The organism is Sphingomonas sp., from assembly GCF_036269755.1.
Taxonomy (GTDB): Bacteria; Pseudomonadota; Alphaproteobacteria; order Sphingomonadales; family Sphingomonadaceae; genus Sphingomonas.
On the sequence record NZ_DATBDV010000009.1, the window covers coordinates 152,363 to 177,413 of the forward strand.

26 protein-coding genes are annotated in these 25,051 nt (G+C 66.5%); 16 read left to right on the top strand and 10 right to left on the bottom strand.

Features of this window, described 5'->3' with window-relative positions:
- Positions 1–60: 60 nt before the first annotated feature.
- Complete coding sequence (locus VH326_RS07405) at positions 61–441, top strand: VOC family protein (RefSeq protein ID WP_329631166.1); 381 nt, start codon at positions 61–63, stop codon at positions 439–441.
- On the opposite strand, the gene pgeF is transcribed toward VH326_RS07405, so the two are convergent.
- From pgeF to lgt, 4 genes are all read right to left on the bottom strand, one after another.
- Positions 428–1,201: a peptidoglycan editing factor PgeF gene (gene pgeF / locus VH326_RS07410; protein ID WP_329631167.1), complete on the bottom strand. Its 774-nt coding sequence runs from the start codon at positions 1,199–1,201 to the stop codon at positions 428–430. The two genes, VH326_RS07405 and pgeF, sit on opposite strands and share 14 nt — an antisense overlap.
- Positions 1,198–1,707 (bottom strand): GNAT family N-acetyltransferase, encoded by a 510-nt coding sequence (locus tag VH326_RS07415; RefSeq protein ID WP_329631168.1) that lies wholly within the window; start codon positions 1,705–1,707, stop codon positions 1,198–1,200. Before VH326_RS07415 ends, pgeF begins: the two co-directional genes overlap by 4 nt.
- Positions 1,708–1,816: 109 nt before the next feature.
- On the bottom strand, positions 1,817–2,863 hold the full coding sequence (locus VH326_RS07420) for a class I SAM-dependent methyltransferase (RefSeq protein ID WP_329631169.1): 1,047 nt from the start codon (positions 2,861–2,863) through the stop codon (positions 1,817–1,819).
- 1 nt (position 2,864) lies between these two features.
- The gene (gene lgt / locus VH326_RS07425; RefSeq protein ID WP_414714259.1) at positions 2,865–3,767 is read right to left on the bottom strand and encodes a prolipoprotein diacylglyceryl transferase; all 903 of its coding nucleotides are present in this window, start codon (positions 3,765–3,767) and stop codon (positions 2,865–2,867) included.
- A gap of 36 nt (positions 3,768–3,803) precedes the next feature.
- On the opposite strand from lgt, the gene VH326_RS07430 reads away from it, so the two are divergent.
- On the top strand, positions 3,804–5,483 hold the full coding sequence (locus VH326_RS07430) for a class I adenylate-forming enzyme family protein (RefSeq protein ID WP_329631170.1): 1,680 nt from the start codon (positions 3,804–3,806) through the stop codon (positions 5,481–5,483).
- A 22-nt stretch (positions 5,484–5,505) separates the two neighbouring features.
- On the opposite strand, the gene VH326_RS07435 is transcribed toward VH326_RS07430, so the two are convergent.
- A complete protein-coding gene (locus VH326_RS07435; protein WP_329631171.1) occupies positions 5,506–6,975 on the bottom strand; it encodes a phospholipase effector Tle1 domain-containing protein in 1,470 nt (489 codons plus the stop codon).
- A 104-nt stretch (positions 6,976–7,079) separates the two neighbouring features.
- Here VH326_RS07435 and VH326_RS07440 point away from each other — a divergent pair, with 104 nt between their 5' ends.
- The 4 genes from VH326_RS07440 to VH326_RS07455 all read left to right on the top strand — a co-directional run bounded on the left by VH326_RS07440 (position 7,080) and on the right by VH326_RS07455 (position 11,498).
- Positions 7,080–9,326, top strand: coding sequence for a xanthine dehydrogenase family protein molybdopterin-binding subunit (locus tag VH326_RS07440; RefSeq protein WP_329631172.1), 2,247 nt, complete (start codon positions 7,080–7,082; stop codon positions 9,324–9,326).
- 112 nt (positions 9,327–9,438) lie between these two features.
- Positions 9,439–10,446, top strand: coding sequence for a ferrochelatase (gene hemH, locus VH326_RS07445; RefSeq protein WP_329631364.1), 1,008 nt, complete (start codon positions 9,439–9,441; stop codon positions 10,444–10,446).
- Positions 10,447–10,494: 48 nt separating this feature from the next.
- Positions 10,495–11,217 (top strand): acetoacetyl-CoA reductase, encoded by a 723-nt coding sequence (gene phbB / locus VH326_RS07450; RefSeq protein ID WP_329631173.1) that lies wholly within the window; start codon positions 10,495–10,497, stop codon positions 11,215–11,217.
- Positions 11,218–11,246: 29 nt separating this feature from the next.
- Entirely contained in the window at positions 11,247–11,498 is a 252-nt protein-coding gene (locus tag VH326_RS07455; protein ID WP_329631174.1) for a hypothetical protein, read from the top strand.
- Between the two features lie 187 nt (positions 11,499–11,685).
- Here VH326_RS07455 and VH326_RS07460 read toward each other — a convergent pair whose 3' ends face one another.
- Positions 11,686–12,468 (bottom strand): helix-turn-helix domain-containing protein, encoded by a 783-nt coding sequence (locus VH326_RS07460; RefSeq protein WP_329631175.1) that lies wholly within the window; start codon positions 12,466–12,468, stop codon positions 11,686–11,688.
- Positions 12,469–12,851: 383 nt separating this feature from the next.
- Positions 12,852–13,226, bottom strand: a complete 375-nt coding sequence (locus VH326_RS07465; RefSeq protein WP_329631176.1) for a glycine zipper 2TM domain-containing protein — start codon at positions 13,224–13,226, stop codon at positions 12,852–12,854.
- Positions 13,227–13,416: 190 nt separating this feature from the next.
- On the opposite strand from VH326_RS07465, the gene VH326_RS07470 reads away from it, so the two are divergent.
- Entirely contained in the window at positions 13,417–14,391 is a 975-nt protein-coding gene (locus tag VH326_RS07470; RefSeq protein WP_329631177.1) for an esterase-like activity of phytase family protein, read from the top strand.
- 159 nt (positions 14,392–14,550) lie between these two features.
- On the opposite strand, the gene rpmB is transcribed toward VH326_RS07470, so the two are convergent.
- The gene (rpmB, locus tag VH326_RS07475; RefSeq protein WP_329631178.1) at positions 14,551–14,847 is read right to left on the bottom strand and encodes a 50S ribosomal protein L28; all 297 of its coding nucleotides are present in this window, start codon (positions 14,845–14,847) and stop codon (positions 14,551–14,553) included.
- Between the two features lie 164 nt (positions 14,848–15,011).
- Here rpmB and VH326_RS07480 point away from each other — a divergent pair, with 164 nt between their 5' ends.
- Genes VH326_RS07480 through VH326_RS07490 form a run of 3 tightly spaced genes read left to right on the top strand, consistent with a single transcriptional unit; the run spans position 15,012 to position 16,149 of the window.
- Complete coding sequence (locus VH326_RS07480; protein WP_329631179.1) at positions 15,012–15,254, top strand: hypothetical protein; 243 nt, start codon at positions 15,012–15,014, stop codon at positions 15,252–15,254.
- Positions 15,255–15,277: 23 nt separating this feature from the next.
- On the top strand, positions 15,278–15,706 hold the full coding sequence (locus VH326_RS07485; RefSeq protein WP_329631180.1) for a nucleoside deaminase: 429 nt from the start codon (positions 15,278–15,280) through the stop codon (positions 15,704–15,706).
- A gap of 41 nt (positions 15,707–15,747) precedes the next feature.
- The gene (locus VH326_RS07490; protein WP_329631181.1) at positions 15,748–16,149 is read left to right on the top strand and encodes an EVE domain-containing protein; all 402 of its coding nucleotides are present in this window, start codon (positions 15,748–15,750) and stop codon (positions 16,147–16,149) included.
- 7 nt (positions 16,150–16,156) lie between these two features.
- On the opposite strand, the gene VH326_RS07495 is transcribed toward VH326_RS07490, so the two are convergent.
- A complete protein-coding gene (locus tag VH326_RS07495; RefSeq protein ID WP_329631182.1) occupies positions 16,157–16,459 on the bottom strand; it encodes a hypothetical protein in 303 nt (100 codons plus the stop codon).
- Between the two features lie 159 nt (positions 16,460–16,618).
- Between VH326_RS07495 and VH326_RS07500 the strand changes: the two genes are divergently transcribed.
- The 6 genes from VH326_RS07500 to VH326_RS07525 all read left to right on the top strand — a co-directional run bounded on the left by VH326_RS07500 (position 16,619) and on the right by VH326_RS07525 (position 23,145).
- The gene (locus VH326_RS07500; RefSeq protein WP_329631183.1) at positions 16,619–17,155 is read left to right on the top strand and encodes a sigma-70 family RNA polymerase sigma factor; all 537 of its coding nucleotides are present in this window, start codon (positions 16,619–16,621) and stop codon (positions 17,153–17,155) included.
- Positions 17,152–18,003: a hypothetical protein gene (locus VH326_RS07505; RefSeq protein ID WP_329631184.1), complete on the top strand. Its 852-nt coding sequence runs from the start codon at positions 17,152–17,154 to the stop codon at positions 18,001–18,003. The genes VH326_RS07500 and VH326_RS07505 overlap by 4 nt, the downstream gene beginning before the upstream one ends.
- Positions 18,004–18,105: 102 nt before the next feature.
- Positions 18,106–20,310 (top strand): hypothetical protein, encoded by a 2,205-nt coding sequence (locus tag VH326_RS07510; protein ID WP_329631185.1) that lies wholly within the window; start codon positions 18,106–18,108, stop codon positions 20,308–20,310.
- A 470-nt stretch (positions 20,311–20,780) separates the two neighbouring features.
- A complete protein-coding gene (locus VH326_RS07515) occupies positions 20,781–21,974 on the top strand; it encodes a hypothetical protein (RefSeq protein WP_329631186.1) in 1,194 nt (397 codons plus the stop codon).
- A 142-nt stretch (positions 21,975–22,116) separates the two neighbouring features.
- On the top strand, positions 22,117–22,347 hold the full coding sequence (locus tag VH326_RS07520; protein ID WP_329631187.1) for a hypothetical protein: 231 nt from the start codon (positions 22,117–22,119) through the stop codon (positions 22,345–22,347).
- Positions 22,348–22,389: 42 nt separating this feature from the next.
- On the top strand, positions 22,390–23,145 hold the full coding sequence (locus tag VH326_RS07525) for a Fic family protein (protein WP_329631188.1): 756 nt from the start codon (positions 22,390–22,392) through the stop codon (positions 23,143–23,145).
- A gap of 50 nt (positions 23,146–23,195) precedes the next feature.
- On the opposite strand, the gene typA is transcribed toward VH326_RS07525, so the two are convergent.
- Positions 23,196–25,019, bottom strand: coding sequence for a translational GTPase TypA (typA, locus tag VH326_RS07530; RefSeq protein ID WP_329631189.1), 1,824 nt, complete (start codon positions 25,017–25,019; stop codon positions 23,196–23,198).
- Positions 25,020–25,051: the final 32 nt, after the last annotated feature.

Below are 25,051 nucleotides of genomic sequence, written 5' to 3' on the forward strand. Positions count from 1 at the left end.
AAGAGGTTCCCTAACGCCGGTTGGTTCCATTTGATACCATCAAGCGGAAGGAACAAAGCGATGCCGATTGCAGTGGTCTCGGTGCCGGTCAGCGATGTGGATCGTGCAATCCGTTTCTATGTCGATACGTTGGGCTTCACCTTGCTCGAAGACGAGCCGATGGGGCCGACGATGCGCTGGGTTCAGGTCCAGCCCGCTAGCGGTGGCGCGACGATCGCGTTGACGACGTGGTTCGACGCGTTGAGCCCGGGCGGGCAGCAGGGGCTGATGATCCATGTCGATGATGTCGATGCCGAGCATGCGCGTCTGAGCGCGGCGGGCATCGAGCTGTCGGGGCTGGGCGATCAACCGTGGGGTCGCGCCGCCATGCTCAAGGACCCAGATGGTAACGGGCTGGTCCTCGCGACGCTGACCGCCCCCGATCAGATCAGGTCGCGCTGATCCCGATGATGCTGATCTGCCGCCCGTAGTCGGGCTCGCCGCGGTGGGTCGCCCGGCGATAGCTGTAGAAACGATCGTCGAGCGCATAGGTATCGAGCCCCATCGCCTCGACCGTGCGTACCCCCGCGCTCGCCAGCCGGTGCGCGACATAGGCTTCGAGGTCGAACTGCGCGTGGCCGGCGCGGCCGAGCGCGAAGAAGCGCTCGTTGGCGGCGTCGTCGCCGATGAAGCGGCGTTCGAACGCGGCGTCGACCTCGTAGCTGGCGCGCGCGATGCACGGGCCGATCGCGGCGGCGATGCGATCGCGGCGAGCGCCCAAAGTCTCCATCGCGACCAGCGTCGCATCGGTCACGCCGCCGAGCGCCCCCTTCCACCCCGCATGCGCCGCGCCGACCACGCCGGCTTCGCGGTCGGCGAGCAGCACCGGCGCGCAATCGGCGGTGAGGATGCCAAGCGCGAGTCCCGGCTGGTCGGTCACCACCGCGTCGGCATGCGGGCGCAGCGCGTCGGCCCAAGGCTCGGCGACGCTGACGCAATCGGCGGAATGGATTTGATAGAGCGTGACGAGCGTCGCGCCGGGCAGCACGGCTTCGATCGCCCGGCGGCGGTTTTCGGCGAGTTGGGGGCCGATCTCGACTCGCCCGCGCCGCCCCAGGTCCAGTCCCGCCATGACCCCGGTCGACACGCCACCGCGGCGGCCGAGAAAGCCGTGCGGCACATCGTTCAGCGCGCGGGCGCGATTGACCTCGACCGCGCTCATAATTGCAGCCGCATCAGGCGGTCGTCGTCGGGGTGATCGCCGACCATGAAGGTGTAGCGACCGATCTCGGCGAAGCCGTAGCGCTGGTAGAATCGCTGCGCGCGAATGTTGTCGACATAGACCGACAGGACCACTTCGCTTGCGCGACGTGCCCGCGCTGCGTTCACTGCCCAGTCCATCAGCACCGGTGCGACGCCTTCGCCCTGCCACGGCCCGAGGATGTAGAGCTGATGGAGCTCGATCGAGTCCGCGGGCCAGTCGCCGGGAAAGGCGACGGGTCCGATCTTGCAGAAGCCGATGATCGCACCGTCTTCGGTAGCGAGGCGGACGGCATAGGCCGGGTCGCCGAGGTGCGACGGCAGCCCGTTCGCGCCGAACGCGTCTTCGAGGAAGGTAGCGAGATCCGACTGGCGGTAGAGTGTGCCGAATGTCTCGGTGAAGCACCGCCGCGCAACGTGCGCGAGCTCGGCGCCGTCGGCGGGGGTGGCGTCGCGGTAGGCGATCATGAAATACACGCCTCCCCGGCGAAGGCCGGGGCCCAGCATCGAGCCGGCCGCAACTGGGCCCCGGCCGTCGCCGGGGAAGCGTTTGAGAGAGTGAGCGCGGTCATGATGATCATGCGAACCCCGCCGGCTCGGGCCACTCGGGCCCGGTCCACGCCATCGCCTTGAACAGCGTGCCCATCTCTTGCGGGTCGGTCAGCCGTGCGCGATCCGCCGCCAGCGCCTCCGCTCGATCCGGCGATGCCTTGGCCAGTGCCTCGGCACGCGGCTCGATGCCGAGCGCGGTCAGGAAATCGCCCTGCCCGACCGATCCCGCGACGCGCACGCCCTCCATCGACGCAGCCGCGCCTAAGGTCGCGAAGTCGACATGCGCGGTGAGATCGCGGGCGCCCGGCTTCTCATACGGGTTGGCGTAGCGATGCGCGCTCACCGCTTGCAGCGTGTCGCCGATCGCCGGGCCTTCGTAACCGTAATCGACCACCAGCGCCGCGCCGCCCTGCGCGGCCAACCGCTGCGCCACGCCGCGCGCGATCGCGACACTGGCGGGTGACGTCTCGATCACTGCGCCGGGCGGCGCCTCGCGCAAATGTTCGGGGATGACGGTGTCGGGCACCAGCTTGCCCGCGATCGGCAGGAACAACAGATCCTGGCACGCCACCAGCCGCTCACGCCAGCCGTCGCCGGCCTTGACCAGTTGCCGGATCGGCAGCGCGTCGAAGAATTCGTTGGTGACCACGATCAGCGGCCGGTCCTCGGGGAGCGTCGCGATGTCATCGTGCCACGCCGCTTCGGGCACCGCCGCCTTTTGTCGCGCGCGAAGCGGGGCGCTGGTCTCGACGAAATGGACCGGCGGCTGGAGGCCGACACTCGACATTGCACGCAACGCATCGGCGGTGAGCGTGCCGCGGCCGGGGCCAAGCTCGACCCACGCGACCTCGGGTTGCCCCGCGCGCTGCCACAGGTCCGCCGCCCACAACCCGATCAGTTCGCCGAACATCTGGCTGATCTCGGGCGCGGTGGTGAAGTCGCCCGCCGACCCTAACGGATCGCGCGTGCCGTAATATTCGGCGTTGGCGGCGGCGATGTACTGCGACAGCGGGATCGGCCCCGCCATCGTAATCGCGCGCGCCAGCCGCTCGGGCAGCGAGCCGTCGGTCATCTTACGCGACCGCGTCGTCGCCCGCGATCGGCGTTACGCGCTGGCGGCGCTTGTCGGCGGTCATCACCAGATACAGCCCGCCCGCAATCATCGGCACGCACAACCATTGCCCCACGTGGAGATAGCGATTGTCGAAGATCGTGCCGACGAACTGGCTGTCGGGTTCGCGAAAGAATTCGACGATGAAGCGGAACAGCCCATAGAAGGTGATGAACAGCCCGACCAGCTTGCCCGGTGCGTAGCGCGCCTTGGTCCGCCAGAACGCGAACCACAGGATCGCGAACAGCACGATGCCTTCGAGCCCTGCTTCGTAGAGCTGGCTCGGGTGGCGCGCGACATCGTTGCCGGTGCCGTGGAACACGATACCCCAGGCGGTGCCGGTCGGCTTGCCCCATAATTCGCCGTTCACGAAATTGGCGATCCGCCCGAAGAACAGCCCGAACGGCGCGCAGCACGCGACGTAATCGTGAATCCGCAGCCAATCGAGCTTGTGGCGCCGCGCGAACAGGATGATGCCCAGCGTGGTGCCGATCACCCCGCCGTGGAACGACATCCCGCCCTTCCACAGCGTGAAGAAACCGAGCGAGAGGAACAGCTTGGGGTCGTAGAATAGCACGTAGCCGACGCGCCCGCCGACGATGATCCCGATCGTCGCATAGAATACCAGGTCCTCGACGTGGCGCTTGCCCATCGGTGCACCCGGCGCGCGGAGCAGCCGCAACAAGTACATCCACCCGACGACGATCCCGGCGATGTAGGCGATCGAATACCATTTGATGTCGAACAGGTCGCGCCCGAACGCGTGGATGGGCCACAGCACCGGATTGAGGTGCAGGTCGTTGAAATCGATCGACGTGAGGGCGTGCAGGATCAAAGGCTTTTCCCCGGGCTTTGGCGCTTCCATAAGGGTGCGAAACGATAAGACCAAGCGGAGAGAATGATGCCGAGCGTGCTCGACGAGCGAATGGACGACGGAATCGGCAAGCTGACCGGAGTTGGCGGCCCGATGGCGCTGGCACAGGTCGAGGTGCGTGGGCGCAGCTATCCGATGATTGCCGCCGCACCGCCCAGCCTCGCACATTATTTTGCACATTATTGCGATGTGCATGCCGAGACGACGTTCCTCGTCGCGGGCGAGGAACGGCTGACGTTTGCGCAGGTCCATGCCGGGGCGCGTCGAGTGGCCCAGGCGCTGGTCGCAGGGGGCACGCAGCGCGGCGCCCGCATCGGGATCGCGATGCGCAACTCGCCGTCCTGGATCGCGCTCTACATGGGCGTGCTGATGGCGGGCGGCGTGGCGGTGCTGCTCAACGGCTGGTGGCAGGCGGAGGAGTTCGCCGTCGCGCTGACTGAAGTCGAGTGCAGCGTCGTGTTCGCCGATCCGGCGCGCGGGAAGCGGCTCGCGGAAGTACCCGGCCTGGCTGCGAAGATCGTAGTGATCGAGGACATCAAGCCGCTGGGGGAGGCTCTCGCACCGATCGCGTCGGACGCTGCGGGCGAACTGCCGGAGCTCGGCCCCGACGATCTCGCGACGATCCTGTTCACCAGCGGATCGACCGGACAGTCGAAGGGCGCGCTCAGCGATCATCGGGCGGTGCTCCAGGGCGTGCTCAATTATCTCACGCAAGCGTTGGTGATGCTCGGGCTCGCGACCGAGGACGGCAAGCCGCCGCAGGGCCAGCCCTCGACCTTGCTCAACGTGCCGCTGTTCCACGTTACCGCCGAAGTGCCGGTGATGCTCCAGTCGTTCGCGATGGGGCGCAAGCTGGTGCTGATGCCCAAATGGGATGCGGCGGACGCGATGCGGCTGATCGAGGCGGAGAAGATCAGCTATTTCGTCGGCGTGCCGTTGATGAGCTTCGAGATCCTGACGCATCCCGACCGCGCCAAATACGATCTGTCGAGCGTCACCGATTTCGCCGCGGGCGGCGCGCCGCGCCCGGTCGATCATGTGCGACGGATCAACGAGGAAATGGGCGGCGGGGCGCCGTTGATCGGCTATGGACTGACCGAGACCAACGGCGTCGGGTGCGGCAACTGGCGCGACAATTATCTGGCCAAGCCCAATTCGACGGGCCGTGCGTCGGCGCCGCTGGTCGATCTCGCGATCCTCGACGATGCCGGCGACAAGGTCGCGCAGGGGGAACGCGGCGAAATCGCGATCCGCTCGATCTGCAACTTCCGCGAATATTGGCACCGGCCCGAAGCGACCGCGGCGGCGTTCAGCAAGGACGGATATTTCCTGACCGGCGACATCGGCTATCTCGATGCGGACGGCTACCTCTTCATCGTCGACCGCAAGAAGGACATCATCATCCGCGGCGGCGAGAATATCAGCTGCCAGGAAGTCGAGGCGGCGATCTACGAGCATCCGCTGGTGGCGGAGGCTGCGGTGTTCGGATTGGCCGACGAACGGCTCGGCGAAGTGCCGGGCGCGGTGGTGCATTTCCACGACGGCGCGGCGTTGAGCGAAGGCGAACTCCAGGACTTCCTCCGCGCGCATATGGCCGCGTTCAAGGTGCCGGCGAGGATTTGGATCGCTGCTGACCCGCTGCCCCGGCTGGGGACCGAGAAGATCGACAAGGTGGGCTTGCGGGCCAAGTATCGGGTGATGGCTTAGGCTTTACCTGTCGCGCGACGGTTTATTTCGCTTCGATTCCGATCGCCGGCGCCAGCGGCTCGGGTGATGGAGCGTCGGCCGGCAGCGAAGGCGCGTGCGGCGGATAGACGGGTATCTCGATCGTCTGGCCGACATAGATTTGGTTGGGATCGAACAGGATCCCGGCGTGCAAATTATGCAGGAATAAAATGGCGTAGTCGCGCGCATCGCCCATCTCGGCTGCGGCAATCGTGCCGAGCGTGTCGCGCGGCTTGACGACATACTTTCGCACCGACAGCGGCGCGTGGATAGTACGCGGATCGCTCAGCGCCTTGGTTTCTACGATCTGCGCTTCACTTCCAGCGGGGCGGGCATGATCCAACACATTCCACATTCCTTCGAGCGACAATGGCCGGTATTCGGTCTTTTCCGGTAGATCGGCGCCGGGGGCCTGATAGCGCAACACTAGCGAATCATGCAGGTTGCGGCGGTCGAGCGCGCCGAAATTGCGTGGCCGCAGGCCGGTGCCCATCAAGCGGTCGCCTAGCGTCCAGCCATATTTGCCGATCTGATTAAACAATTGGGCACGGGGGTCCGCGTGCATTAAGTAGATCGGCGATTGTAGGTCGCGATCGAATGCGAGGCCCTCTTTCTCGGCCCCGCGATAAATCCATTCAAGTGCGCCGTCCGACAGCCCCCGGATCGGGCCGCCGCCACCGACGCCGCTATGCACGCCGGGAAAGATCATCTGTTCATAGCGCGATCCGTCGGTCAGCCCGGCATTGAGGTCGTCGAGATTGCTCCACAACGTCGGCTCGAAGGTGCGGCGCTGTTCGTCGGCGGAGACCGCATGGCGCGCGCGCTTCACGAACGAACTGAGCTGCGTGTCGTGAAACTGAAGTTTGCGGTTGAGAAACAGGAGCGCTTTCAACCGTCCCGGAACCCCCAGCGCCCCGACCGTATCCCATACCCCAAGATATTCGATGCGCAGGTCGATCGCCTGATCCAGCCCATCGACCGCGCCCACCGCGGTACGCCATTCGCGGTCGAGCGGCAGGCACAGATTGGGGCAATGCTGCAGCCGGAACTGGCGCGTCTTCTCCGATCCCGGCTGCGACGTTTCGTCTCGCGACTGGTAGAGATGGACTGCATCGGCGATCTGCGGCAGCGACCGCCGCGACATGATCCCGCAATTGCGGATCAGCCCGACAAACGATCGCGCGGTGAACGCCCCCCGTGAAAACCCGAAGACGTAAATCTTGTCGCCCGGCTCGTAGTTGAGCACCAGCGAGTGATAGGCGTCGGTGATGTTCTTGGTCAGTCCCAAACCCAAGATCCCGCCCGACCAGCGCTCGTACCACGCCGTACCGACTCCCTCCTCGTAATAAATCGGTTGCGGTATCTGCTCGGGCGTGAAGTGACTGACCGACTGCGCTATGCGGGCGACGTTGGTCGAATAGCTGACATCGATCTTATTCCACGTGCCGTCGAAACAGAATACTAGATGCTTCATCATCTCTTCTCCGTAACATCAGTCTACCATGTTCGTGGCACCGCGATAGCGCCGAAAGTTCCCCGGCGCTTTGCGATCTCGTTTACGCGCGATAGAGCCAGATCATGGCCGCCCCCGACCAGCCCTCCCAACCCCTCCTCGCCCGCCGCAACCTCCTGATTGGCGGCGGTGTCGGGGTCGGTCTGATCGTCGCCTGGGCGGCGTGGCCGCGGCGTTACGCGGCGAACCTGACCGCGGCGAAGGGCGAGCATATCTTCAACGCCTGGCTCAAGATCGGCGAGGACGGGCACGTCGCGATCGCGGTGCCGCAGGCCGAGCATGGGCAGGGCGTGTGGACGACGCTGCCGCAGATCGTCGCGGACGAGCTCGGCGCCGACTGGCGCACCGTCGCGGTGGAGGCCGCGCCGCTCAATCCGCTCTACGCCAACCCGATGGGCGCGACCGAATTGTTCGAAGGCGCGTTCGAGCGCGTCCCCGAGGGGTTGCGCGCGCGCCACGTCACCGAGCGCGCGATGATGTTGACCGTCGGGTCGACGTCGGTGCGTCAGTTCGAGAGCGATTTGCGCGATGCGGGCGCCGCGGCGCGGGTGCTGCTGCAGAAAGCGGCAGCGCGGCGCTGGGGCACCGATTGGCAAGCATGCGGGACCGCCGATGGCTTCGTCGTGCACGGCAAGGACCGGCTGCGCTTCGGCGAGCTGGCGGCCGAAGCGATCGGGGGCGGCATACCCAACCCGATCCCGTGGCGCGGCGGCGAGATCGGGCGGCTCTCGGGCCAGTCGCTGCCGCGGCTCGACAGTCCCGCCAAGGTCGACGGAGCGGTGAACTTTGCCGCCGACGTTCGGCTGCCCGACATGGCATTCGCCGCGATCCGGCAGGGGCCGACGCCGGACAGCGTGCTGATCGGCTGCGACACCAATGCCGCGAACCGGATCCGTGGCGTGACCCAGATCGTCCAGCAGGAGCATTGGATCGCCGCCATCGCCAACAATTGGTGGGCGGCCGACCGCGCGATCGATACGCTTAGCCCGCGCTTTCGCGTGCCGGGGCCGCCCCTCTCGACCACGACGATCGACCGCGCGCTCGACTCGGCGCTCAAAGCACCCGGCGCGCGCATGGCGTCGGCGGGCGATGTCGGCGCGGCGTTCAAGGGCGCCACCGTGGTCACCGCCGAGTATCGCGCCGACGTTGCGCTCCACGCATCGGTGGAGACGCGCGCCGCGACCGCCGCATGGTCCGACGGCGTCTGCGAGGTGTGGACGGCGACGCAAGCGCCCGGCCTTGCGCGCGATGCCGTGGCGTCGGCGACCGGCGTCCCGGCAGACTCGGTGGTGATCCACCCGATGCCGATCGGTGGCGGGTTCGGGATCAACCTCGAGCATGACGCGGCGGTGCAGGCGGCGGTGCTGGCGCAACTGCTCAAGCGCCCGATCCAGGTGATGTGGTCGCGCGGCGAGGATTGCCAGCAGGACAAGTTCCGCGCGCCCGCCGCCGCGCGCATGGCCGGGCGGCTCGACAATCAGGGGCGGATCACCGGATGGCTCGCCAAGATCGCCGCGCCCGCGACGGGCCGCGAGCTCGCGCATCGCTTGCTCGCCGACGACCGCGCCGCATCGGCGGCGCTCGCCTTGTCGGGCAGCGGCGACGGCTATGCGGTCGCGGGGGCGGCGCCGCTCTACCAGATCCCGTCCTATGCGGTGGACCATCACGAGGCGGACGTCGGCGTCCCGACCGGGCATTGGCGGTCGGGATCGCACAGCTACACTTGCTTCTTTACCGAGTGCTTCATCGACGAGCTAGCGCATGTCGCGGGGACCGAGGCGATGTCGTTCCGCATCGGCATGCTCGGCGGCAATGCGCGGCTGGCGCGGTGCCTCACGACGGTCGCCGGCCTCGGCGGCTGGGAAGGCGGCGTGCCGGGCAGCGGTCAGGGCATCGCTTGCCACAGCTTTCGCGGCAGCCACATCGCGGTGTTCGCGGAGGCGCATATCGACGAGGACCAGTCGATCGGCGTCGACCGGATCGTCGCGGCGGTCGATTGCGGGCGGACGATCAATCCCGACGTGGTGCGGCAGAATATCGAGGGCGGGCTGGTGTTCGGCATGGCAATGGCATTGGGTGCGTCGACCAAGTTCAAGGGTAATCTGGTCGAGACGTTGGGGTTCGGCGGGCTCGATCTGCCGCGGCTGGCCGATATGCCAGACATTACGGTCGAGCTGATCCCGAGCGAGGCCGATCCAGGCGGGGTGTCCGAGCTCGCGGTGCCGCCGGTCGCGCCCGCGATCGCCAACGCGCTGCAATCGGCGACCGGGTTCCGGATCCGGACGCTGCCGCTCAGAGTGGGGGACGCGTGAGAATGCCGCCTCGCCTCCACTGCCGTGCTCCTGCGCAGGCAGGAGCCCAGGGCAACAGGCGTTCCGCTCGGAACCCTGGGCCCGTGCCTGCGCAGGAGCACGGCGAAACATGATGCCGCTCCCCCCGGACCATCCCCCGATCCCGCCGCGCAGAATCGGTGTGCTGCTGGTCAATCTCGGTACGCCCGACGACGCGTCCCCGCGTGCGGTCAAGCGCTACCTAGGCGAGTTCCTGTCCGACAAGCGCGTGATCGAGATTCCGTCGCTGCTCTGGCAACCGATCCTGCGCGGGATCATCCTCAACACGCGCCCGAAAAAATCGGCGCATGCCTATGGCCAGGTCTGGACTGACCAGGGCTCGCCGCTAGCCGCGATCACCGCCCGGCAGGCGGCGGCGCTGAAGGACGCGTTCGGCGACGGCGTGCGGGTCGATTGGGCGATGCGCTACGGCAATCCCGCGATCGGCGATCGGCTGGCGGCGATGAAGCATGCCGGGTGCGACCGCATCCTGATCGCGCCGCTCTATCCGCAATATTGCGCCGCGACGACCGCCACCGCCAACGACAAGGCGTTCGCCACGCTCGCGAACATGCGCTGGCAGCCGGCGGTGCGGACGTTGCCGCCGTATCACGATGAGCCCGCTTATATCGACGCGCTAGCCGCCTCCGTCCGGACTTCGCTGGCAAGCCTGGATTTCGTCCCCGATGCGCTGATCGCGAGCTTTCACGGCATGCCGGCGCGAACGCTCACGCTCGGCGATCCCTATCATTGCCACTGCCAGAAGACCGCGCGGCTGCTCGGTTCGGCGCTAGGAAAAGATACGATCGTTACATTTCAGTCGCGCTTCGGCCGCGCCAGGTGGCTCGATCCCGCCACCGACACGACGCTCGCGGCGCTTCCGGCGCAAGGGATCAAAAAGGTAGCGATCGTCGCGCCGGGCTTCTCCGCGGATTGCCTCGAAACACTCGAGGAACTTGCGATCCGCGGTCGCGAGACCTTCCTGTCGGCGGGCGGCACCGACTTTGGCTACCTTCCTTGCCTCAACGACAGCGGCGTCGGCACCGCGATGTTGCGCACGATCCTGTCGCGCGAACTTGCCGGGTGGACGGACGCTCAATAGCCTGCGCCGCAACGACCCCGCGAATCGGGGCGCAACCAGGAGAGAGATATGGCTCGCGTAGCGATCGTGACCGGCGGCACCCGCGGCATCGGCGAGGCGATCAGCCTTGCGCTCAAGGACATGGGGATGACCGTCGCCGCCAATTACGCCGGCAATGACGAGCGCGCCAAGGCGTTCACCGACCGCACCGGGATCCGCGCGTTCAAATGGGACGTCGGCGATTACGACGCCGCGCAGGAGGGCGTGCGCAAGGTCGAGGCCGAAATCGGCCCGGTCGACGTGCTGGTCAACAATGCCGGCATCACCCGCGACGGCACCCTGCTCAAGATGGACAAGCAAGCCTGGAACGAAGTGATCGACACCAACCTCGGCGGGTGCTTCACGATGGCCAAGGCAGTGTTCGCGGGGATGAAGGACCGCGGCTGGGGCCGGATCGTCAATATCGGGTCGGTCAACGGCCAGGCCGGGCAATACGGCCAGGTCAATTACGCCGCCGCCAAATCGGGCATCCACGGCTTCACCAAGGCACTGGCGCAGGAAGGCGCGCGGTTCGGCATCACCGTGAACGCGATTGCGCCGGGCTATATCGACACCGATATGGTCGCGGCGGTCCCGGCCGACGTGCTGGCGAAGATCGTGGCAAGGGTCCCGGTCGGGCGGCTCGGCCAAGCGTCGGAAATTGCGCGGGGCGTCGCGTTCCTGGTGGCGGAGGATGCGGGGTTCGTGACCGGGTCGACGCTGTCGATCAATGGGGGGCAGCATATGTACTGATGGGCGCAGGCGGCGCTACGCCGCCGCCGATGCTCGCCAAAGCGAGCAGCGCCCCGGCACGGCCGGCGGACGAGCGTAGCTCGATCCGGCCGTATCAAATGTTCGCCAACGTCGAACTCATCTCGGAGCATGGCATGGACATTTCCCGGATCACGGTGCTGGGCTTCGCCTTGCTCGCGATCGGTATCGATGTTTGGGGCATCGTTACCATCATCCGCGCGCCCGGCATCCGCTACAAGCCGCTCTGGATCATCGGGTCGCTGATCGGTTTCATCGGGTAGGGATCGATTGGTCCCAACCGACGATTTGTATTTGCTCTTCGGCATGATGGTGCCTGTCGTGTCGATCTTCGGAGCGGGCGGCCATTTGATCGTTAAGACAGGTTCCCGATCGTTGCAGCCGTAGCGCTGGTGGAAATGCGGCAGACAAAGGCACGATAGGTATCTCCCTAGACCGCCCGCAGTCCGGTCACCCGACGGTGACGCCCACAACGCGCCATTGATTGCCTTCGCGGTCGAGCGTCACCGTCTCCACCGCATCCTTCTTGTTGGCGAAGCTGGTGCGGAACTTGACCACCTCATAGCTCGACGGCGGGGCCGGCAGGTTCTCTTCGCTGATCAGCACGCGCGAGACCATCGCGCCGAGCGGTGCGCGGACCTTTTCCGACGCCGCGGCCCAGATCTGCCGGGTATTCAGCTTGCGGAACGCTTCGCCGGTCAGCGCATAGCTGTCGTCCCAGCGCCCCTGGTCGAGCAGGACGAGCCATTGTCGTGCCGTCTCGACGACGGCAGCGTCCGTCGCTTCGTCGGCGGCGGAGGAGCTTTGCGGGGGCGTGGCCTCCAGCTGCGGCAGCATCGTGAGTGCGAGAAATCCAAGCATGATCGTCATCAGGGCAACTCCAGTCGTGATCCAGGCAAGGCGGCGAGTCCGCCCTGCGCCGTCTGTCGGTGCCGCTGCCTGTTCCACGTCGCGCCGCGCCGCGGCTTCCCCGATTTTCGTGTCTCCAACAGAATTGGGGTCCGGCGAATGGAGGTCGCCGCCTTCGGTATCGAGCAGCAGCCGTGCCGCCTCGCGGCTGCTCGACACCGCCATCTTGCGCCGGGCGTCGCGCAGCCGTTCGTTGATGGTATGGACCGAAAGGCCGAGGCTGCGCGCGATCGACTTCGCGTCGTGCCCGCGCACGATCAGGCGAAGCGTCTGCTTTTCCCTTTCGGTGAGCGCGCCATAGCCATGGGTTACCCGGACGTTCATGGCGCGCAGGCCTAGGTCAGGCGGGGTGCAGCAGCTACCCCCAAAAAATCGTACCTGCCGGGCATGACGATAGCGCCGCCGGCAGAGCCGTCGGCCGGATCGGCTTCCAGCCGTCCGCCGTCCGGTCGGATCACTTGCGCGCGGGCGTAGCCGCGCGGCGATCCGACACAAGAAGGCCGGCCCCCTTGCGGGGACCGGCCTTCCGCCCTCAAACGCTACGCGAGGGACCATCTCTCCCGATACGCGACCCGGGAGAAACTCTTATTATCTAGCGCCGGCAAAGCCGCCGCCGTCGGCCGAGTTCGGGCTTGGCCGGACCCGCCGTCCGTCGCCGGTCGCTGGGCTGGCGCCCACCGGCTCGGACGTGGCCGAGCCTGCGACCGTCAGCGGCGGCAGTAATTCGGCCGGTCCGACCGATCGATCGCGCGGCCCGCGAGCGCGCCGCCGGCGCCGCCGATGATCGTGCCAAGCGTCTTGTCGCCGCGGCCCGCGACGAGGTTGCCGAGCAGCCCGCCGGCGATCGCGCCGACGATCGTGCCGCCATCGCCGTCGTTGCACTTCTGGTAGGCGCGATAGCGCTGGTCGCGACCGCGATAGGTGCGATTGTTGTAATAGCGGTTGTCGTAGCCGCCGCGATTGTAGTCGTCGCGATAGGCCTGGCCGTAGGCGCGGCTCTGCGCCATGGCGGGCGCGGCGGGAATGATCGCGGTGGCGGTCATCGCGAGCGCGGCGCCGACGATACTCAGTTTCTTCAACATGATCCGTCTCCTTCTGCCGTCTCTAAAAACGGTCGATGGGCGAGGGGGCGGGATTGCCCGAACGTCCGCCGATGAAGGGGTTATGCCCGATTCGCGTTGAGCCGAGCCTGAATGCGGCCGTTATCCGCCGTTCAGCGAATTAGGCGCGTTGACGCTCGCGTCGCGGGCGGGGATCGCTATGGGAGGCGCGATGCGGCTCAAGCGCCTTGCCCTGATGATCGTGCTGGCGCTGGCGATGGGCTGGAGCGGGCCCGAACGGCTGCCGCTGCTCGGCGATGATCCCAACATCCGCGCGGTCCCGATCCCGCTCGATCCGAATGCACCCGACAAGCGGCAAGTCGGCGCGCTGACCTATCTCGGCGGCGTCGAGCTATGGAGCCGCGACGGCGCGTTTGGCGGGTTTTCGTCGCTGACGGTGGCCGGCGATCGCTTCACGCTGCTGAGCGATGGCGGGGGGATCGTGCGGTTTCGAATGGACGCGGGCCTCCACGTTTCCGCGCCCGAATTCGCCGAGCTCCCCGCCGGGCCGGGGCAAGGTTGGCAAAAGGTCGACCGCGACAGCGAATCGATGACCGCGGATCCGGCCGGGCAGGTCTGGGTCGGGTTCGAAACCACCAACCAGATCTGGCGCTATGCCCCGAACCTCACGAGCCCGGCCGCCGGTGTGGCGCCGCGCGCGATGCGCGGCTGGGTCGACAATGGCGGTGCCGAGTCGATGGTGCGGCTCCACGACGGGCGCTTCCTGGCGATCGCGGAGGTCGATCGGCGGCCCGGCAGCGATGCGCGCAACGCCTTGCTGTTCGACGACGACCCGGTGGCACAGCCCGACCGCGGCTTCCGCTTCGGCTATTTGCCACCCGCCGGTTACGATCCGAGCGACGCCACCGAACTGCCCGACGGGCGCGTGCTCGTGCTCAATCGCCGCTTGAGCTGGCCGTTCCGATGGAGCGCGGTGTTGACGCTGATCGACCCGCGCCAGTTCAAGCCCGGCGCGATCGTCAAGGGAAAGGTCGTCGCGACGTTCGATCCGCCGCTCAATGTCGACAATTTCGAAGGGCTCGCGATCACCCGCGAGGGGGCCGCCACGATCCTGTGGATGGTCAGCGACGACAACCAGTTCGTGCTCGAACGTACGTTGCTGATGAAGTTCCGGGTGGATCTATGACCAACACCATCGTCACCCTGAACTCGTTTCAGGGTCCATCGCGCCGCAAGCGATCAGGTATTTTGCTGCACGTTGGATGCTGAAACAAGTTCAGCATGACGCAAACTATGGCTAAACGCCTGATGGAAAGCGGGCTTCGAAAACGAGCCGCAGCGCAGCTTACGCCGCGGTGGCGGTGCTCAGCTTCTTCTTGACGTCGCGCTTGAGGCGGCGCGCGCGCAGCGACAGATCGTCGTCGCTGGTCTTGACCAGCCAATTGTCGAGCCCGCCGACATGTTCGACCGAGCGCAGCCCGTGAGTCGACACGCGCAGCTTGACGCTGGCGCCCAGCGCGTCGCTGATCAGCGTCACGTTCTGCAGGTTGGGCAGGAACGTCCGCTTGGTCTTGTTGTTGGCGTGGGAAACGTTGTTGCCCACCTGCCGGCCCTTGCCGGTCAGCTCGCAAATGCGCGACATGTCGTATAATCCTGAGTTTCGGCCAGGTATCAACCTGCCCTGGAAAGGTGGCGCGGATAGCGGCAAGCGCTCGCCGGGTCAACAGATTCGCTCTAGACAGAGCAACAACCCGCGCCGACGAAGGGTTATTACGTCAACGATTCGATTCACCAGGGGAGAATGCAATGCGGTTCCTGCTCGGCCTGATCGCGCTCGCCGCGATCATCCTCATCGTGCTGTTGTGGACGGGAATGCTGACCCTGAACGGTTCGGCCGGGTCGCTCAAGGTTACCGGAACCGCGCCTTCGGTCAGCGCCAACATGGCGACGGTCACGGTGGGCAGCGAGAACAAGACGGTCGCGGTGCCGACGGTCCAGATCAACAAGCCCGGCGAGCCGGCGCCGGCCAACACGGCGGCGGCGCAATAAGCGGGTTCAAACTGCCCGATCCGATGCGTGCCGCGCTCGACGCGGCCGCCGCTGCGGGGGCACGAGGCGAGGTCCCCGTGGGTGCGGTGGTCGTGCTCGACGGCCGAATCGTCGCAACCGCCGCCAACGCGCCGCGCGCGCGTCAAGACCCGACCGCGCATGCCGAAATGCTCGCGATTCGCGACGCGGCGGCGGCGATCGGCGACGACCGGCTGTCCGATTGCGATCTGTGGGTGACGCTCGAGCCCTGCGCGATGTGCGCCGGCGCGATTGCCCATGCCCGGATCGCGCGGCTCTATTACGGCGCGAGCGACTTCAAGGGCGGCGCGGTCGAGCACGGACCGCGACTGTTTGGCCAGCCGACGGTGCACCACCGACCGGAGGTATATGGCGGAATCGGCGAAAACGAGGCGGCGGTGCTGCTCCGCGACTTCTTCGCGGCGCGGCGGTAGCCCGACGCCAACCGGGCGAAAATGAAGGAGGTTTTTTGGTGATGGCGTATTGGTTTCTCCGTTCGGAGCCCGATGTCTATGGCTGGCTACATCTGGTGCGCGACGGCGGCACCGAATGGGACGGGATCCGCAACTACACCGCGCGCAATTTCCTCAAGGACATGAGCGTGGGCGACCGCGCGATTTTTTATCACTCGAACACGGAGAAGGCTTGCGTCGGTGTGATGGAAGTGACTCGCACGTGGCGGCCCGACGGGGAGAAGGGCGAATGGGCGTCGGTCGCGGTCGAGCCGATCGCGCCGCTCAAACATCACGTCACGCTCGCGGAGATGAAGGCCGAGCCGCGGCTGGCGAAGCTCGAGGTGCTGCGCCAGTCACGGCTGTCGGTGACGCCGGTGCGCGAGGACGAGTGGGCGGTGATGATGGAGATGGCGGAGGGCTGAGCGCGGCTCAGCGGCTGCCCTCGCCGGTTTGCGGGAAACCGTCGCCCGCCGCGGGGTCGCTGTCGTAATCCTCGCCGGGATTGCCGCCGCCCGCGCCCATCCCGCTGCCGTGGACTTCGCCGGTCTGTGGGTCGAACGAGGCGCGCTTGCCGGCGTCGGGGGGCAGGTCGGCATCGTCGGGGGGCGGGACGTCGCCGGGGCGCGCGGCGACGGTGCCGCTCGGTAGCTTGACGCCTTCGGCCGCTTCGCGGTCGCGGTCATAGTCTTGGCCCGAATAGCCTTCGGGGCTGTCGAACGCATTCTTGCTCATGGCGTGCTCCTCAAGGGGTAGAACGGCGCGGCGGCACCGCGCGTTCCCTCTCGCGAAGGGCGGCGGGGCTTCGTGCGTTGAGCGCGATGGAGTAGATGGGACGTCGTGCTGAGCGGCCAGATACGCGCGAGGGATGTCGCTGCGGACGACGATGCGACGATGGCGCGCATTGCCGCGCGCGACGCGCTGGCGTTTTCGCGCGTGGTCGAGGCGCAGGCTGGGATGCTCCACCGCGTGGCGTACCGCATGATCGGCGACGCGGCCGAGGCGGAGGATGTCGCGCAGGAGGCGTTGCTGCGGCTGTGGGCGACCGCGGATCGCTGGCGCGCGGGGCAGGCGGGAATCGCGGCGTGGCTGACCCGGGTCGCGGTCAATCTGTGTCTCGACCGGCTCAGGCGGCGGCGCTTTGCGAGCGATGCCGAACTGCCCGAGCGTGCCGACGATGCGCCCGGTGCCGATCAGGGGATCGCGGCGGCGCAACTGCGCGCGGCGGCGCTGGCGGCGCTGGGGGATCTATCCGAGCGGCACCGCGCCGCGATCGTGCTGACCTATTACGAGGAGCTGCCCAATGCGGAGGCGGCCGAGGTGCTGGACATGAAGCTCAAGGCGTTCGAATCATTGCTGTTGCGCGCGCGCGGCGCGATGCGCGGGTGCTTGGCGGCGCGCGGGCTGATCGGCCTGGGAGACGCGGCATGACCGGCTTCACCCCAGCCGAACGCGCCGCGCTCGACCATGCAAGCGTACCGGCGATGCGGACCGGCTTTGCGGCGGACGTCGTGACGGCGGCGACCGCTGGCCGCGCTCCGCTGCGGCGGTCATCGCGCGGCGGCTGGCGGCGGCACGGGCGCGTGCTCTTCGGCGTGGGCGCCCTGCTTGTCGCCAGCGCGACCGCCGCGGCGACGGGGCTGCTCGATCGCTTGCCGATCCGTATCCCGGGGATCACGCATGTCGCCGCGGCGCCGACGCCGGCCGGGCCGAAGGTCGCGCATGCCGTGCGTCTGCGCGCCAAACCGGCCGAGGAAGGGGCAGCGGTCGCGCTCGCTGCGCCGACGCCCGATCCGGCACCCGCGCCGGCGATCGACTGGCAACGCCGGCAGCGGCGCCGAGCCGCGATGACTGCCGCCGGGTTCCCGCCCGCGCTGGCGCAACGCCCGCTGGTGGTGCGCGCGCTCGCGGAGGAGATCGGCGCGGCGCCAGGCGACGGGCGCGCGGTGACCGCCGAATGGCGGCGGTTGCGCGCGCTGCCGCCCGCCGAGCGCAAGACGGAGATCGCCCGCATCCGCACGGCGTTTCTCGGGCGGCATCCGCGGCTCGCGCAGCAATATGAGAAACGGCTGGAGAGCCGGTCGATGGCTGCGGCGTCGGGTAATCCGCCTGCCGTCGATTCCGGTTCTCGACCGCAAGCGGCTTCGCCCAGTCCGCAAGTCGCCGCCAACCGCGCCGCGTGGCGCCAATGGCGGATGGCGCGGCGTGCCTGGCGGCTGCGCAACAATGATGCCGCGCCGGTGGTTGCCGCTCCCGACGGACCGCCGCCCGTCCAATGAGCCGCTGACCCTCCGTAACCTAATCCAGGTTACGTAGATTCCTCGCTCGCGATCGAACCGCTCGCGCAACGGTGCGTTGCAGTCCCGACAGGGAAAACGGAGATGCGCGAAACGGTTCGACAACCACTGCCCGAAGGCGCGCTCTATGCCGCCGCCGAATTCGCCGAAAAGCTCGATCGGCTCGGCGAACTCGAACTGGGGCAATGGCGCGCCACGGTCGCACGCGGCCGCGATTCGCTGTGGCTGCTGATCGAGCGCGACGCCGGCGGCTACGCGCTGCGGCTGGCGCACGCGCCGGGCGGGGTCGAGCCGCACGATGTCACGATCGGGCCCGATGCGGCGATCATCCGCTGCGCCAGCGCGATCGGCGAGCAGGAGGCGAACGTCCAAATCCTGTCGCGCGACGGCGGACTGGTCCGCGCGACCGCGACGCTGACGCCCGACCGGCCGCTGACGATCCGCCATCGCCCGCGCGACCTGTACGCGCTGGGACGCGACCGCGATCCGCTCGCGGCGCGCGGCTGGGTCGAAGCGGCGCAGCGCGGGGTCAATGCCGGAATCGTGTTCCTGGGGCGCGACGACGGCCTTGGATCGGCGCTCTATTTTCAGGATTTCGGGCTGCTCAACCGATATTTCCGCCAGACCGGCACGACTCCCGATGGCGTCGTCGGCGGGCACTGGCCCGAGCTTGGCCTCGAGCTTCCGATCGCGCCGCACTTCGGCGAGGGCGACAAACCGCTCGCGGCGGGCGAGCGCGTGACGCTGTCCGACGCCTATCTCAGCCTCACCGACCGGACGTTGGATGACGCGCGCGATTCGGCGCGGACGTTCCTCGATCTGCTCGCCGGCATCTATCCCCATCTGACTCGCCCCGCGACGGTCTATCGCGACTGGCCGGGCATGGCGCGGCGCACGATCCGCGACCTCTCGCGCTCCCCCAAGGTTGCCGTGCGCCATTACGGCCACACCTATTTGCGGCCCTATGTCGACGCCGAGGTGCCCGACAGCATGTGCCAGCTCGCGGTGCTCAACCCGCTCGACGTGTTCGCGCGAAAGACCGGCGCGGGGCGCAAGCTCGCCACCCGGTTGGCGGGCGGGGTCGACCGGTTCTTCGACCCGCGGCTCGGGATCGTTCGCCGCTATCTGCCCAATGTCGTCGAGGAGTCGCGCAAGCTCGGCAACGAGAAGGACGAGAACGAGGTCGACAGCTGGTACATCTATCACCCGCTGGTTTCGCTCGGTCATCTCGCGCAACGCGGCGACGCCAAGGCGCGCGAGCTGTTTGAAGACTCGCTCGACTTCGCGGTCAAGGTCGCGCGCCGCTTCGATTATCGCTGGCCGGTGCTGTTCGACATCCGCACGCTCAAGGTAAAGAAGCGCCACCGCAAGGACGGCGAGCCCGGTCAATCGGACGTCGGCGGCATCTACGCCAGCGTGATGCTGCTGGCCTATGACCTGACCGGGCGGCGGCTGTATCTGAACGAGGCCGCGCGGGCGGTGCGCGCGATGCGGTCGATGCGGTTCGAGCTCGCCTATCAGCTCAACCTGACCGCCTATGGGGTCAATGCCTGTCTGCGGCTATGGCAGGAGACTGGCGACCGCTACTTCCTCGACGAAAGCCTCGTCTTCGCGGCGAGCTTCTTTCACAACACCATATTCTGGGAGCCGGCGATCGGCGCGGCGGAGCATTACAGCTGCTTCCTCGGCGCGTCCGCGCTCCACGATGGGCCGTATATGGCGCTGTTCGAATGTTTCGAATCGTTCGCGGCGATGGGCAATTACCTGCTCGGCGGTCGCGAGGACCTGCCGCAATCGGCGCGCATGCTGATCGCGGAATATTGCCGCTACACGCTGTTTCGCGCGTGGGGCTATTATCCGTCCGAGCTGCCCGCCGACCTGCTTCCCGACCAAGTCCGCAATGGGGAGATCGACCGCAAGCTCGCGATCCCGCTCGAGGATTTGTACGGCAACGGCGACGCGCCCGGGCAGGTCGGGCAGGAAGTCTATGGTGCGGGCGCGGCCCCGACCTTTGCCGCGCGTGCATGGCATCGGTTGCGCAAGCTCGGCGTCACGGTGTTCTGTGAATATCCGCTGATCGACGTCGAGGATGGCGCGGACGAAGCGAGCTTCACCGTCGCGGGCGCCGCCGGCATGACGTGCGCGCTCCGCATCCTCGACGGGCGCGACCGGCGCAAATGGCGCCTGGTGAGCGTCGCCGGCAACGCCACCGTGCTTACGCCGGACGATCAGCCTGGGCTGGCCGCGGAGGTGCCAGCGGAGACTCGGATGACGCTGCGGCGCGCGTAGCGTTCAGCCGTCAGGCCGCCTGCTTCGCCCGGCTCGCTCTCTTCCGCTCGTGCGGGTCGAGGAAGCGCTTGCGCAGGCGGATCGCGTCGTCCTTGCCCCCGCTCGCGGAAGTTGGTGAACTGCTGCGCCTTCATCGGGTTGACTTCGAGGCCGTCGGTCTTGGCGTTTTCGCCGAACTGCACGCGTAGTCGGCCGAGGCCGAGTTCGGCTTCCCGAGCGCATAGTCTCGATTAGCGTTGAGATGGAGCTCGCCGCGCCCGCGACTTCGTTGCCGGCGAGAGCCGGCGCGTCGGCTGCCTCGATCGGGAGGTTTGAACCGGCTCTGCGAAACGAGCGGTCGGGGTCGTGCGGCTGGTGACGTGCCAACACTTCAGACCAGCTTGACTTGTAGGAATTCGTTTTAGATGCATCGTATGTTCCTGTTATGTTCACGTACCGTGGCGCCGGCAGGACCATGCGAGGAAAATAGTATGTTACGAGTATTGACCCAGGCGGAACTCAAGCGTGTCATGGGCGGACTGTGCAGTTACGATACCGATTCCAACCCGTTTAACGATGGCGGTGGCGGCGGTGGTGACCAGCCTCCTTCTGACCCGCCGGGCGACGGCGGCGACGCGGACATCGACTACGCCTACAGCGCGATCTTCGATGACGAGATGGATGCCGTCGAAGACGGCGCAACGGAATTCGCCTACTACATCCCTGTTGAGGAAGCGCAGACTGAAGGCCAAGGCGGCACCGGCGACAACCGAGGCTATGACAGCGCCGACTATAACGGTCCCGAAGCGGCCTACATGGATTATTTCGCCACGCAGCATGGCCCGGAATCGATCGAGGTCCGCGCGGCGATCTCGGCTGGAGCTTTCTTCAATTATGCACAGCGCCAGGATCAGATTCGTACCGATCTGACCAGTATCGTGCAGCAGGCACCCGATGCCGCAACGGCGAACCAGCGAATCGCTGACTACATTGCGTCCCTCGGTCTCGGCAGCCAGCTCAGCGCTCAGATCAGCGATACTGGTTTTGCGGCGGCCCGGCAGTCCGTGCAGCAATCCGATTCGGAGCCCAGCAACGACATCATCATCAACGGCACTACCTATAGAGTTGGCATCCCGAACACGATCGCGAGCTTCGGCAGCGACGGCCAGTTCATGCAGGCTTCGTATATGCCCGCCGATCCGGGCTCAGCCCAGATCTACGGCAGCCTGGATGGTGTCGTGGCCAGCAAGAAATATCCCGGACTTTATGTGCTGCCGAAGAACATGACCGATGCGCAGAAGGCGGCAGTCGTGTATAACGAGACGCGCGGAATCGAGGACCCGAACGATCGTCAGATGGTTGCTGCTCTGATCATGCAGGTCATCAACAACAACGCAGGACGCAGTTATCTGGCGGCATCGCCCCTCGCCACGGTCAGCGGATCAGCGCAACAAGGGGCTTGGACGACTGCGGTCAACGCGGTGCAACAATATTCCAATATCATTGCATCTTATTACGATATGGCCAGTCCAGCAGCCGGGGCGACTAATTGGATTATGTGGATATCACCAGGGCCGCACACATGGAATGGCCTCACCAGCCAAGGCGAATTTGGACCGTTCAGTGCGGCAGGTACAACTTACAGGTACGTCGATTTTTATAGGGATCCGGCATATGCCCATTGATCACTGGTATAACCATTCTGTCGTCTCAGCGGCGCCATCCGGATACATCGAAGAAGGCCTGGTCCCGCTTTGCTTCGCTAGGCCGGTAAACCCCGGAGTCGCGAATGTCGCGCCGTTCAGGATTTCTCTGGAAGGCCTGAGCATGAGCGCCACGATCACCGGTGGCTTCGGGGCTTGCCTTTGGACGCTCCCCGGCCGTCAGCGGATCAAGGTCACGTGGCTCGGTGGCGGTGGCGTACTCGTCGACACGGTGGTGTTCGTCTCCAAGCCGCGTGGGCTGAGGCTGAACATCTGCGTCGTCGTCCCGAAGAAGCCTGGGCCGGTGGCTTGGGCACTCCGCCGCGACGGCGAGAAGTGCACAGGCACGGGCTGATCGCCCCGTCTACTGACACATGTTGAAGGTGTAACCGCGGCCATGGCACAACGGTATCGCCGCCTTGCGTTGCCCCCGCTGCCGGACGATTCCCTATCCTCGCTGCCGGAGACGGCGGCGAGGATCAGGGGAACCGCGCACGCCTTCGGATCGCCACTCGCCTGTTTTGGGCTCGAACAGACAGTGCAGGCACTTATCGAAGAACGCTGGCCCGACCGGATCACGCGGAAACCCTTCTATCGTCCGACGCCAGAGCCTGCCCTGCTCGGGTGCTGGGACGCGATCGGCACAGCGTCTTTCGTGGGTGAAAACCTGCTGGATTTCGTGTCGGTCATCCGCGGTGCGGATGCCGAGATCAGGACGGGCGAAATCTGTGCGGGAGGCGACGGCGACAATGGCGTGCTGTTCGAGAAAGCCGATTTCGCGCGATGGGCGGACCGGGTGAAGAGCCTTTACGCGTTGGCCTTGCCGCCGGTGACCGAGGCCATCGCGATATACGCGCACACCGTTTTCGCGCATCCTTTTCGCGATGGTAACGGACGGTTGGCACGAGCGCTCATTTACGGATCGCTTCGTCGGGGCGGATTGGTCCCCGGTCCATGTCTTGGTCTCGGTCCGACATTCGACCTTTGCCGCCGCCCGCTCGCCCTCGCGACGCTTGCGTTGTCGAAGCGAGCGGATTGGCCACGCTACGTACAGACATTGGGAAAAGTCTTGAACCTGTGCGCCGCAAACGCCGATCAGGCCGTTGCGGCTCGATCCCGCAAGACATGCGAGATCGCCGAATACGCCGCTTAGAACTGCTCCCCTTCAGCGGTTGCGGCCGGCGCCGCTCAAGCGGATGAGCCTTACGCCGCCTGCTTCGCTCGGCTCGCTCTCTTCCGCTCATGCGGGTCCAAGAACCGCTTGCGCAACCGGATCGACTTCGGCGTCACCTCGACCATTTCGTCGTCGTCGATGTATGCGATCGCCTGTTCGAGCGTCATCTTCTTGGGCGGCGTCAGGCGGATCGCGTCGTCCTTGCCCCCGCTCGCGCGGAAGTTGGTGAGCTGCTTCGCCTTCATCGGATTGACTTCGAGGTCGTCGGGCTTGGCGTTCTCGCCGATCACCATGCCTTCGTAGAGCGCCTCGCCGTGACCGACGAACAGCACGCCGCGCTCCTCCAACGGCCCGAGCGCGTAGCTGTTGGCTTCGCCCGCGCCGTTCGAGATCAGCACGCCGTTCTTGCGGCCCTCGATATTGCCCTTGTGCGGACCATAGCGTTCAAACAGCCGGTTCATGATCCCGGTGCCACGCGTGTCCGATAGGAATTCGCCGTGATAGCCGATCATGCCGCGGCTCGGCGCCGAGAAGGTGATGCGAGTCTTGCCGCCGCCCGACGGGCGCATGTCGGTCAGCTCGGCCTTGCGGATTGCCATCTTCTCGACGACGGTGCCCGAATATTCCTCGTCGACGTCGATGATCACGGTCTCGTACGGTTCGGTCTTGCGGCCGGCCTCGTCCTCGCCGAACAGCACGCGCGGGCGGCTGATGCCGAGCTCGAAGCCTTCGCGGCGCATCGTCTCGATCAGCACGCCGAGCTGGAGCTCGCCGCGCCCGGCGACTTCGTAGCTGTCGCGGTCGGCGGCCTCGGTGACCTTGATCGCGACGTTCGATTCGGCTTCGCGGAACAGGCGGTCGCGGATCATGCGGCTCGTCACCTTGGTGCCTTCGCGGCCAGCCATGGGACTGTCGTTCACGGCAAAGCGCATGCTGAGCGTCGGCGGGTCGATCGGCTGGGCGTGCAAGGGATCGGTGACGGTCGGGTCGCAGATCGTGTTCGACACCGTGGTGTGCGTCAGGCCAGCGATCGAGATGATGTCGCCGGCTTGCGCTTCGTCGGTGGGGACGCGCTCGAGCCCGTGGAAGGTCATGATCTTCGACGCGCGCCCGGTCTCGACAATATTGCCGTCGTTATCCAGGCTGTGAATCTGCTGGTTGGTCTTGACCGAACCGGAGAACACCAACCCCGTCAAGATGCGGCCGAGGAAATTGTCGCGGTCGAGCAAGGTCACCAAGAACTTGAACGGACCATCGGGGTCGGCCGAGGGGGGCGGCACGTGCTCGACGATCGTGTTGAACAACGGCGCCAGCGTGCCTTCGCGCAAGCTCGGATCCTCATTGGCATAGCCGTTGCGGCCGGACGCGTAGAGCACCGGGAAATCGAGCTGCTCGTCGCTCGCGTCGAGGCTGACGAACAGGTCGAACACTTCGTCGAGCACTTCCTGGATTCGCTCGTCGGGGCGGTCGACCTTGTTGACGACGACGATCGGGCGGAGACCCAGAGCGAGCGCCTTGCCGGTGACGAACTTGGTCTGCGGCATCGCGCCTTCGGAGGCATCGACCAGCAGGATGACGCCGTCGACCATCGACAGGATGCGCTCGACCTCGCCGCCGAAATCGGCGTGCCCCGGCGTGTCGACGATGTTGATCCGGGTGCCTTCCCAGTCGACGCTGGTGCACTTCGCCAGGATCGTGATCCCGCGCTCTTTTTCGAGGTCGTTCGAATCCATCGCGCGCTCTTCGACGCGCTGATTGTCGCGGAAGGTGCCCGACTGGCGGAACAGTTGGTCGACGAGCGTCGTCTTGCCGTGATCGACGTGGGCGATGATCGCCACGTTGCGCAGATTCATGATCTATCCTGATTGGAGCGCCCAGAAGGCGG